General features: G+C 54.7%; 4 protein-coding genes. All 4 read left to right on the forward strand.

The window, feature by feature from the left end:
* Positions 1-8 precede the first annotated feature (8 nt).
* The gene (gene recC / locus OGV38_RS16050; RefSeq protein WP_286474004.1) at positions 9-3,377 is read left to right on the forward strand and encodes an exodeoxyribonuclease V subunit gamma; all 3,369 of its coding nucleotides are present in this window, start codon (positions 9-11) and stop codon (positions 3,375-3,377) included.
* A gap of 179 nt (positions 3,378-3,556) precedes the next feature.
* Complete coding sequence (gene ptrA / locus OGV38_RS16055; RefSeq protein WP_269518011.1) at positions 3,557-6,445, forward strand: pitrilysin; 2,889 nt, start codon at positions 3,557-3,559, stop codon at positions 6,443-6,445.
* Positions 6,438-9,983 carry an exodeoxyribonuclease V subunit beta gene (gene recB / locus OGV38_RS16060; RefSeq protein WP_269518010.1) on the forward strand — a complete coding sequence of 1,182 codons (3,546 nt, stop codon included), beginning with the start codon at positions 6,438-6,440 and terminating at the stop codon, positions 9,981-9,983. Before ptrA ends, recB begins: the two co-directional genes overlap by 8 nt.
* Positions 9,980-11,800 carry an exodeoxyribonuclease V subunit alpha gene (gene recD, locus OGV38_RS16065; RefSeq protein ID WP_286474008.1) on the forward strand — a complete coding sequence of 607 codons (1,821 nt, stop codon included), beginning with the start codon at positions 9,980-9,982 and terminating at the stop codon, positions 11,798-11,800. The genes recB and recD overlap by 4 nt, the downstream gene beginning before the upstream one ends.
* Positions 11,801-11,826 lie beyond the last annotated feature (26 nt).

Raw genomic sequence — 11,826 nt, forward strand, 5'->3', positions numbered from 1 at the left:
GAGTCGCTATGTTAAGGGTCTACCACTCCAATCGTCTGGATGTGCTGGAAGCGTTAATGGAATTTATCGTTGAGCGCGAGCGGCTGGACGACCCCTTTGAACCTGAGATGATCCTGGTTCAAAGTACCGGTATGGCACAGTGGCTACAAATGACCCTTGCACAGAAGTTTAGTATTGCCGCCAACATCGATTTTCCGCTGCCCGCGAGTTTTATCTGGGATATGTTTGTGCGCGTGCTGCCGGATATCCCGAAAGAGAGCGCGTTCAGCAAACAGAGCATGAGCTGGAAGTTGATGACGCTGTTGCCGCAATTGCTGGATGGCGATGACTTCGCATTGCTGCGCCACTATCTGACGGACGACACCGATAAACGTAAGCTGTTTCAGCTTTCCTCGCGCGCGGCTGACCTCTTCGACCAGTATTTAGTCTATCGCCCTGAGTGGTTGACCCTGTGGGAAGCCGGGCGACTGGTTGAGGGACTCGGCGAGTCTCAGGCCTGGCAGGCGCCGTTGTGGAAAGCGCTGGTGGAACACACCGAGGAATTGGGCCAGCCGCGCTGGCATCGCGCCAATTTATACCAACGATTTATTCAGACTCTGGAAAGTGCGTCCGAGTGTCCGCAGGGACTGCCTTCTCGCGTCTTTATTTGCGGCATTTCGGCGCTGCCGCCGGTTTATTTGCAGGCATTGCAGGCGCTGGGCAAGCACATTGATATTCATCTGCTGTTTACCAACCCTTGTCGCTACTACTGGGGAGATATAAAAGATCCTGCCTGGCTGGCGAAGCTGATGGCGCGTCAGCGTCGGCACAGCTTTGAAGAACGCCATCTGCCGCTGTTTCGCGATAGTCAGAAAGCCGAAGGGGTGTTTAACAGCGATGGTGAACAGGATGTGGGCAACCCGATGCTGGCCTCGTGGGGCAAACTGGGGCGCGATTACATTTATCTGCTTTCAGAACTGGAAAATAGTCAGGAGCTGGATGCGTTTGTCGATATAACACCTGACAATCTTTTGCATAATATTCAATCGGATATTCTGGAACTTGAAAGTCATGCCGTGGCGGGCGTTACGCTTGAAGAGTATTCGCGTAGCGACAATAAACGACGGCTTGAACTAAACGACACCAGCGTGACTTTCCATGTTTGTCATAGTCCACAGCGCGAGGTAGAAATTCTTCATGACCGCCTGCTGGCAATGCTGGAAGCGGATCCCACGCTGACGCCGCGCGATATTATTGTGATGGTGGCGGATATCGACAGCTACAGCCCATTTATTCAGTCGGTCTTTGGCAGTGCGCCAGCTGAGCGTTACTTACCTTATGCGATTTCCGACCGTCGGGCGCGCCAGTCTCATCCTGTCTTACAGGCCTTTATTAGCCTGCTGTCGCTGCCGGATAGCCGTTTTGTCTCAGAAGATGTGCTGGCATTACTGGATGTGCCCGTGCTGGCGGCGCGTTTCAATATCGATGAAGAAGGGCTGCGCTATCTTCGGTTATGGGTCAATGAATCTGGGATTCGCTGGGGAATTGACGACGATAACGTGCGTGAACTGGAACTTCCGCCTACAGGTCAGCATACCTGGCAATTTGGTTTAACGCGCATGCTGCTCGGCTACGCGATGGAAAGCGCGCAGGGCGAGTGGCAATCGGTATTGCCATACGATGAGTCCAACGGTTTGATTGCCGAGTTGGTAGGGCATCTGGCCTCGTTGCTGATGCAGCTCAATCTCTGGCGTAGAGGGTTAGCGCAGGAGCGCCCGCTGGAAGAGTGGCTGCCCGTTTGTCGGGACATGCTTAATGATTTCTTCCTGCCGGATGCAGATACCGAAGCGGCGATGACACTGATTGAACAGCAGTGGCAGGCCATTATCACTGAAGGTCTGGGGGCTGAGTATGGTGATGCCATACCGCTTTCTCTATTGCGAGATGAGCTGGCTCAGCGTCTTGACCAGGAGCGCATTAGCCAGCGCTTCCTGGCGGGGCCAGTTAACATTTGTACGCTGATGCCGATGCGCTCTATTCCTTTCAAGGTGGTTTGCCTGCTGGGTATGAACGATGGCGTTTATCCGCGTCAGCTTGCGCCGTTGGGCTTTGATTTGATGAGTCAAAAACCGATGAGGGGCGATCGCAGCCGTCGCGATGATGACCGCTACCTGTTTCTTGAAGCATTGATTTCAGCACAGCAAACGCTCTACATCAGCTACATTGGCCGCTCCATTCAGGACAACAGCGAGCGCTTCCCGTCGGTACTGGTGCAGGAACTGATGGACTACATCGGGCAAAGCCACTATCTGCCGGGCGATGAATCATTGACCTGCGATCAAAGCGAAGCCCGGGCAAAAGCACACATTACCCGTTTGCATACCCGTATGCCCTTTGATGCACAAAACTATCTACCGGGCGAACAGCAAAGCTATGCCCGGGAATGGCTGCCTGCGGCGAGCCTGTCAGGAAAAGCGCACACGGATTTTGTCCAGACGCTTCCCTTTGAGATGCCTGAAGCGCTGACGCTGGAAACGCTGCAGCGATTTTGGGCTCATCCGGTAAGGGCTTTTTTCCAGATGCGTCTGAGGGTCAACTTCCGCTCTGAAGAAAGTGAGATCCCGGAAACGGAACCGTTCACTCTTGAAGGATTAACCCGCTATCAGCTTAATCAGCAATTGCTTAACACGCTGGTTGAAGAGAAGGATGCTGAACAACTGTTTCGCCGTTTTCGTGCGGCGGGCACGCTTCCCTATGGGCCATTTGGCGAAATTCTGTGGGATACGCAGCGTCAGGAGATGCAGTCGCTGGCTGAACGCATTATCGCCTGTCGTCAGCCCTGCCAGAGTATGGAAATCGATCTTAACTGTAACGGCGTGCAAATCACCGGTTGGCTGCCACAGGTGCAAGAGGACGGTTTGTTGCGCTGGCGCCCATCTTTGATAAGCATTGCGCAGGGTGTGCAACTTTGGCTGGAACATCTTGTCTATTGTGCCAGTGGCGGTACGGGAGAGAGCCGGTTGTTCCTGCGTAAAGACGGGGAATGGCGTTTTCCGCCACTGGATGCAGAGCAGGCACTGCTGTACCTGTCGCAGCTCATTGACGGGTATCGGGAAGGCATGTCGTCACCATTGCTGGTATTGCCCGAAAGCGGCGGCGCCTGGATAAAAACCTGTTATGACGCCGTAAATGATGCCATGTTAGATGACGATGCAACGTTGCAAAAAGCGCGCAGTAAGTTTCTGCAGGCCTATGAAGGCAACATGATGGTACGGGGTGAAGGTGATGATATCTGGTATCAGCGTCTTTGGCGTCAGCTGGATGCGGCTACGCTTGAGACCATTGTTTTACAGTCTCAGCACTACCTGTTACCGATTTTTCGCTTTAATCAGTCATGATGATTGTATAAAAATTGCGCAGTTCGATGGCTTCCACTATGATGCGCATTCTGTCACGGACTGATTCTTACAAAGAGAGGATGCTGGCTCGTTCAGCACATAGTCTTGCCCTGTTCAGACCACGTATTTATGCGTGCTTTGCTGTGAACAGGTGAATACGTTAATGATGAGGTTTGTGAATGCCCCGCAGCACCTGGTTCAGCGCATTACTGTTGTTCGTCGCCCTTTGGGTTCCCGTAAGTCAGGCAGATACCGGTTGGCAGCCTTTAGCTGAAACCATCCGTAAAAGCGATAAAGACACCCGCCAGTATCAGGCCGTGCGCCTTGATAACGGCATGGTCGTGTTGCTGGTATCCGATCCTCAGGCCGTGAAATCCCTTTCTGCACTGGTGGTTCCCGTGGGCTCGCTGGAAGATCCGGACGAGCATCAGGGGCTGGCGCATTATCTCGAACACATGTGTCTGATGGGCTCGAAAAAATACCCACAGCCGGACAGTCTGGCTGAATTCCTGAAAATGCACGGCGGCAGCCACAATGCCAGCACCGCGCCTTACCGTACGGCCTTCTATCTTGAAGTCGAAAACGACGCGTTGGTGGGGGCGGTGGATCGCCTGGCGGACGCTATTGCCGATCCGTTGCTGGATAAAAAATATGCCGATCGTGAGCGTAACGCGGTTAACTCCGAGCTGACGCTGGCGCGTACCCGAGACGGGATGCGTATGGCGCAGGTGAGTGCTGAGACCATCAACCCGGCGCACCCTGGCTCGCGTTTCTCCGGCGGAAATCTCGAGACATTAAGCGATAAACCGGGAAACCCGGTGGTGCAGGCATTACAAAAATTTCATGAAAAGTACTACTCCGCGAACCTGATGAAGGCGGTGATTTATAGCAATAAGCCGCTGCCAGAGCTGGCGCGGATAGCTGCTGACACCTTTGGACGCGTACCGAACAGAAATATCGCAAAGCCTGAAATTACCGTACCGGTAGTCACCGACGCGCAAAAGGGCGTCATCATCCACTATGTTCCGGCAATGCCGCGTAAAGTACTGCGCGTCGAGTTTCGTATCGATAACAACAGCGCGCAGTTCCGCAGTAAAACCGATGAGCTGGTTACCTATCTGATTGGTAATCGTAGCCCTGGCACGTTGTCTGACTGGCTGCAAAAGCAGGGACTGGTTGAAGGTATTCGTGCGGATTCCGATCCGGTGGTGAATGGGAACAGCGGCGTGTTAGCCATTTCCGCGACGTTAACCGACAAAGGGCTGGCGAACCGCGATGAAGTTGTTGCGGCAATTTTCAGTTATCTCAATCTGTTACGCGATAAAGGCGTCGATAAACGCTATTTTGACGAACTGGCGCACGTACTGGATCTCGATTTCCGTTATCCCTCCATCACCCGTGATATGGACTACGTGGAATGGCTGGCTGATACCATGATCCGCGTTCCTGTCGAACATACGCTGGATGCGGTGAATATTGCCGACCAGTACGATGTGAAAGCCGTTGAGCAACGCCTGGCAATGATGACGCCACAGAATGCGCGTATCTGGTATATCAGTGCGAAAGAACCGCATAATAAAACCGCTTATTTTGTCGATGCGCCTTACCAGGTGGATAAAATCAGCGACAAAACCTTTGCCGACTGGCAGAAAAAAGCGCAGGGCATTGCGCTGTCGTTACCGGAGTTGAACCCCTACATTCCGGATGATTTCACGCTGATTAAAACGGATAAAAAATACGCTCACCCGGAACTGATCGTTGATGAGCCGGATCTACGCGTGGTGTATGCGCCGAGCCAGTATTTTGCCAGTGAGCCGAAGGCTGACGTCAGCGTGATCCTGCGTAACCCGAAGGCCATGGACAGCGCCCGCAACCAGGTATTATTCGCACTTAACGATTACCTGGCGGGGATTTCGCTCGATCAGTTAAGCAATCAGGCGTCGGTAGGTGGAATTGGTTTCTCTACCAACGCTAACAATGGGTTGATGCTTAACGCCAACGGCTATACCCAACGTCTGCCGCAGCTTTTTCAGGCGCTGCTGAGCGGCTATTTCAGCTACACCTCAACGGATGAACAGCTGGAACAGGCGAAATCCTGGTATGCCCAGATGATGGATTCTGCAGAGAAGGGTAAAGCCTACGATCAGGCAATTATGCCAGTGCAGATGCTTTCTCAGGTGCCGTACTTCTCACGCGATGAGCGCCGTAAACTACTGCCTTCCATCACCCTGAAAGAGGTGATGACGTACCGCGACGCCTTAAAAACCGGTGCGCGGCCTGAATTCCTGGTAATTGGTAATATGAGCGCCGCTCAGGCGACGACCATGGCGCGGGATATCCAACAACAGCTTGGCGCTAACGGGTCACAGTGGTGTCGCAATAAAGATGTGGTTGTGGACAAGAAGCAGTCCGTCATCTTTGAAAAAGCAGGCAGTAGCACGGACTCCGCGCTGGCGGCGGTATTTGTGCCAACCGGATACGATGAATACGCCAGTTCAGCCTACAGCGCCATGTTAGGGCAGATTGTTCAGCCGTGGTTCTACAATCAACTGCGTACTGAAGAGCAGTTAGGCTACGCTGTATTTGCTTTCCCGATGAGTATCGGCCGTCAGTGGGGAATGGGGTTCCTGCTGCAAAGCAATGATAAGCAGCCGTCTTATCTTTGGGAGCGTTATAAAGCGTTCTTCCCGACGGCGGAAGCGAAGCTGCGGGCGATGAAACCTGAAGAGTTTGCGCAAATTCAGCAGGCGATTATTGCGCAAATGCTGCAGGCGCCGCAAACGCTGGGGGAAGAAGCCTCACAGTTAAGCAAAGATTTTGATCGCGGCAATATGCGCTTCGATTCACGTGATAAAATAGTGGCTCAGATTAAACTGCTGACGCCGCAAAAACTTGCCGACTTCTTCCATCAGGCGGTGGTTAAGCCGCAAGGCATGGCGATACTGTCACAGGTTTCCGGCAGTCAGAACGGGAAAGCAGAATATGTGCACCCGGAAGGCTGGAAAGTGTGGCAGACCGTCAGCGCGTTGCAGCAAACCTTACCCCTGATGAGTGATAAGAATGAATGATGCCGCTGAGTCCCTTGATCCACTGCGCTTGCCCCTGACGGGCGAGCGCCTGATTGAAGCCTCTGCGGGCACCGGTAAAACCTTTACCATCGCCGCCCTGTATTTACGTTTACTGCTTGGACTGGGCGGCTCTGCCGCCTTTCCTCGTCCTCTGACCGTTGAAGAACTGCTCGTGGTCACCTTCACCGAGGCGGCCACCGAAGAGTTGCGCGGTCGAATTCGTAGCAACATTCATGAACTGCGAATTGCCTGCCTGCGTGAAAAGACCGACAACCCGCTATATGCCCGTTTGTTAGATGAAATCGCCGATAAAAAACAGGCCGCTCACTGGCTGCTATTGGCTGAAAGACAGATGGATGAAGCGGCGGTGTTTACCATCCACGGCTTTTGTCAGCGTATGCTCAGTCTCAACGCCTTTGAATCAGGCATGCTGTTCGAACAGCAACTGATAGAAGATGAATCGCTGCTGCGCTATCAGGCCTGTGCGGACTTCTGGCGTCGACACTGCTATCCGCTACCCCGCGACATTGCGCAGGTGATTTTTGAAACGTGGAAAGGACCGCAGGCTCTGCTGAGAGACATCGATCGCTATCTGCAGGGGGAAGCGCCGGTCATCAAGGCTCCGCCGTCTGATGACGAAACGCTGGCTTCCCGGCACGAACAAATTCTCACGCGCATTAACCAGATCAAGCAGCAATGGCGTGATTCCGTTGATGAGCTGGATGGCCTGCTGGAAGCCTCCGGGATCGACCGGCGTAAATTTAATCGTGGTAACCAGGGCAAGTGGATCGAAAAGATCAGCGCATGGGCGCAAGAAGAAACCCAAAGTTATCAGCTTCCTGACGCGCTGGAGAAATTCTCACAGCGTTTTCTGGAAGAGCGCACTAAAGCGGGCGGAATAACCCCTCAGCACCCGTTGTTTGTCGCTATTGATGAACTGCTTAGCGAACCGTTAACTCTCCGCGATCTGGTGATCACCCGGGCGCTGGCGGAGATCCGTTCAGCGGTTGCCGAGGAGAAACGACGCCGCGGTGAGCTAGGCTTTGACGATATGCTCAGCCGTCTGGATGCGGCGTTGCGCAGTGAAAGCGGTGATGCGCTGGCGACGGCTATTCGTACCCGTTTTCCGGTCGCGATGATCGATGAATTTCAGGATACCGATCCGCAGCAGTACCGTATTTTTCGCCGGATCTGGCAGCATCAGCCGGATACCGCACTGCTGCTGATTGGCGACCCAAAACAGGCGATTTACGCGTTTCGCGGCGCGGATATCTTCACCTATATGAAGGCGCGCAGCGAGGTCAGCGCACACTATACGCTCGATACCAACTGGCGTTCGGCCCCCGGCATGGTCAATAGCGTAAATACGCTTTTCAGCCAGATGGATGACGCCTTTATGTTCCGCGAAATCCCCTTTAGCCCGGTAAAATTTGCAGAAAAAAACCAGTCGTTTCGGTTTGTTTTACACGGTGAGACACAGCCAGCCATGAGCATGTGGCTGATGGAAGGGGAAAGCTGCGGCGTAGGCGATTATCAGAACTACATGGCCCAGGTGTGCGCCACGCAAATTCGCGACTGGCTTAAGGCCGGGCAGTCTGGCGCTGCGCAACTGGTCAGTGGTAAAACATCCAGTCCGGTACGCGCGTCGGATATCAGCGTACTGGTTCGTAGCCGCCAGGAGGCGGCACTGGTCCGTGATGCGCTGACGCAACTGGCAATTCCCTCCGTCTACCTTTCCAACCGTGACAGCGTATTTGAAACGCTGGAAGCGCGGGAGTTGCTGTGGGTGCTGCAGGCGGTGATGACGCCGGAGCGTGAGAACACGCTGCGTAGCGCGCTGGCGACCTCAATGATGGGGCTGAATGCGCAGGATCTTGAAGCGTTAAATAACGACGAAAATGCCTGGGATGCGGTGGTCGAAGAGTTTGATGGCTATCGTCAGATCTGGCATAAACGCGGCGTGATGCCGATGCTGCGCGCGCTGATGACAACCCGCCAGATTGCGGAAAACCTGCTGGCGACGGCGGGGGGCGAACGCCGCCTGACCGATATTTTACATATCAGCGAACTGTTGCAGGAAGCAGGCTCGCAGCTGGAAAGCGAGCATGCGCTGGTGCGCTGGCTGTCCCAGCATATTCTTGAACCCGACAGCAACGCGTCCAGCCAGCAGCTCAGGCTGGAAAGCGACAAGCATCTGGTCAAAATCGTCACTATCCATAAATCTAAAGGGCTGGAGTATCCGCTGGTCTGGCTGCCGTTTATCACGAATTTCCGCGTCCAGGATCAGGCTTTCTACCACGATCGCAGCTCTTTTGAAGCCGTGCTGGATCTCAGCGATGCCGAGGAGAGCGTTGAGCTGGCTGAAGCGGAGCGTCTGGCGGAAGACCTGCGTTTGCTCTATGTCGCGCTAACCCGTTCGGTATGGCACTGCAGCCTTGGCCTGGCGCCGTTGGTGCGACGTCGGGGCGATAAAAAAGGGGATACCGATGTACATCACAGCGCCCTTGGTCGCCTGTTGCAAAAAGGTGAGCCGATGGATGCCGCGGGTCTGCGTAGTGCGATTGAAGCGTTGTGCAGTGATGATATTGCCTGCCAGACGCCTGCGCAGCCTGACGGTGAACGCTGGCAAGTTGCGCAAGCTGTTAGCTGCGAACTGAGTGCGAAAATACTGCAGCGTACGCCCGGCGATAGCTGGCGCGTGACCAGTTATTCCGGTCTGCAGCAGCGTGGGCATGGAATCGCGCAGGATCTGATCCCGCGACTGGATATTGATGCCGCAGGCGTTGGTGAGGTTATTGAAGAGTCAGGGCTTACTCCGCATCAGTTCCCGCGCGGCGCTTCGCCAGGTACATTCTTGCATAGCCTGTTTGAAGATCTCGACTTTACTCAACCGGTAGATCCGCGTTGGGTCGAGGAAAAACTGGCGTTGGGCGGTTATGACGCGCACTGGACGCCGGTTTTGACCGAATGGCTGGATGCCATTTTGCAGGCGCCTCTCAACGAGACGGGCGTGAGTTTGAGCCATCTTTCCGCGCGTGAAAAACAGGTGGAGATGGAGTTTTACCTGCCGATTTCGCAGCCGCTGATGGCCAGCCAACTTGATGCGTTAATTCGCCAATACGATCCTCTCTCCGCGGGGTGCCCTGCGTTGGAATTTATGCAGGTACGCGGCATGCTGAAAGGATTTATTGACCTGGTTTTCCGCCACCAGGGGCGTTATTACCTTCTCGATTACAAATCGAACTGGCTGGGGGAAGACAGCTCAGCGTATACGCAGCAGGCGATGGCCTCTGCCATGCAGGCGCATCGCTACGACCTGCAGTATCAACTTTATACCCTGGCGCTGCATCGCTACTTGCGCCATCGCATTGCTGATTACGATTATGAACGCCATTTTGGCGGCGTTATTTGTCTCTTCTTGCGTGGCATTGACAGTGAAAATCCGCAACAGGGAATTTACGCGACCCGACCAGACGGGGAGTTAATCGCCTTGATGGACGAGATGTTTGTCGGTGCGCCACTGGAGGAGATGTCATGACAATCCAGAAACGATTACTGGAAGCTGTGGAGCAAAAACAGCTCCGGCCTCTGGATGCCCAGTTTGCTCTGGCGGTTGCCGGAAATGATAACCCTGCCGTTGCGCTGGCGGCGGCGTTGCTTAGTCGTGAAGCAGGAGAAGGGCACGTCTGCTTACCACTTTCACGGTTATCCCTGAGCGAGGATGCCCATCCCCTTTTAAGCGCCTGGCTCGCTGAAGTGGGGGAGCCAGAAGACTGGACGGAATGTTTGCTGGCCTCCGGGGCGGTAAGCCGTGGTGAGCAACCCACGCCGCTGGTGCTGCACGGCGATCGCCTGTATCTGAATCGGATGTGGCATAACGAACGGGCGGTGGCTCGCTTTTTCAGTGAAGTTAACCACGCCATTGAGGTGGATGAACAACGGCTGACCCACACGCTGGCGGCGTTGTTTCCACCAGCGGAAGGTGTTAACTGGCAAAAAGTGGCCGCTGCGGTGGCGTTGACCCGTCGTATATCGGTGATCTCCGGCGGGCCGGGGACCGGAAAAACGACAACAGTTGCGAGGCTTTTGGCGGCGTTGATTCAGATGGCGGAGGGAGAACGCTGCCGTATTCGTCTGGCGGCTCCTACTGGAAAGGCGGCAGCGCGCCTGACTGCCTCGCTGGGCGCAGCGCTACGAGAACTGCCGTTAACCGAAGAGCAAAAGAAACGCATTCCCGATGACGCCAGTACGTTGCATCGATTATTAGGCGCTCAGCCAGGCAGTCAGCGCCTGCGTCATCATGCGGGAAACCCGCTGCATCTGGATGTGCTGGTGGTGGATGAAGCCTCGATGATTGATTTGCCGATGATGTCGCGCCTTATCGATGCGCTGCCGCCGCACGGGCGGGTGATTTTTCTTGGCGATCGTGACCAGCTCGCTTCCGTCGAAGCGGGGGCGGTGCTGGGGGATATCTGTGCTTTCGTCGGTGACGGGTTTACCCCGGAACGCGCCCGCCAGCTCAGTCGTCTGACCGGAAGCGCTATTCCGGCAGGTCTGGGAACTCAGGCCGCCGCTTTGCGCGACAGTTTGTGTCTGCTGCAAAAGAGTTACCGTTTCGGTAGCGATTCGGGAATCGGTCAGTTGGCTGCTGCGATTAATCGTGGTGACAAAGCCGCGCTCAAAACGGTCTTCCAGCAGGGGTTTAGCGACATCGAAAAACGCACGCTACATAGCAGCGAAGATTACGCCGCGATGTTGGATGAGGCGCTGGCGGGTTATGGGCACTATCTGGATTTACTGCGCGAGGGCGCTGAGCCGGATGCTGTCATTCAGGCCTTCAATGAGTATCAGCTGTTGTGCGCCCTGCGTGAAGGTCCGTTTGGCGTGGGTGGTTTGAATGAACGCCTTGAGCAGGTGATGGCGCAAAAACGTAAAATTCATCGTTCGACGCATAGCCGCTGGTATGAGGGAAGGTCGGTGATGATCGCGCGCAATGACAGTTCGCTGGGATTATTTAACGGTGATATCGGTATTGCCCTCGATCGTGGACAGGGCCTGAGGGTGTGGTTTGCGCTGCCGGACGGTTCTATCAAATCAGTCCAGCCCAGTCGCTTACCTGAACATGAAACCACCTGGGCGATGACCGTGCACAAATCGCAGGGATCTGAGTTTGACCATGCGGCGTTGATTTTACCCAGCCAGCATTCACCCGTGGTTACCCGCGAACTGGTCTATACCGCCGTCACCCGCGCGCGCCGGCGTCTGTCACTGTATGCCGATGAGCGGATATTAAGTAACGCCATTGCCACCCGCACTGAACGTCGCAGCGGATTGTCGGCGTTGTTTAATCAATAAAATTCGTCGCCGGATAAGGCATTTAT

The sequence above is a fragment of the Citrobacter sp. Cb080 genome (assembly GCF_030334745.1).
GTDB classification, from domain to species: domain Bacteria; phylum Pseudomonadota; class Gammaproteobacteria; order Enterobacterales; family Enterobacteriaceae; genus Citrobacter; species Citrobacter braakii.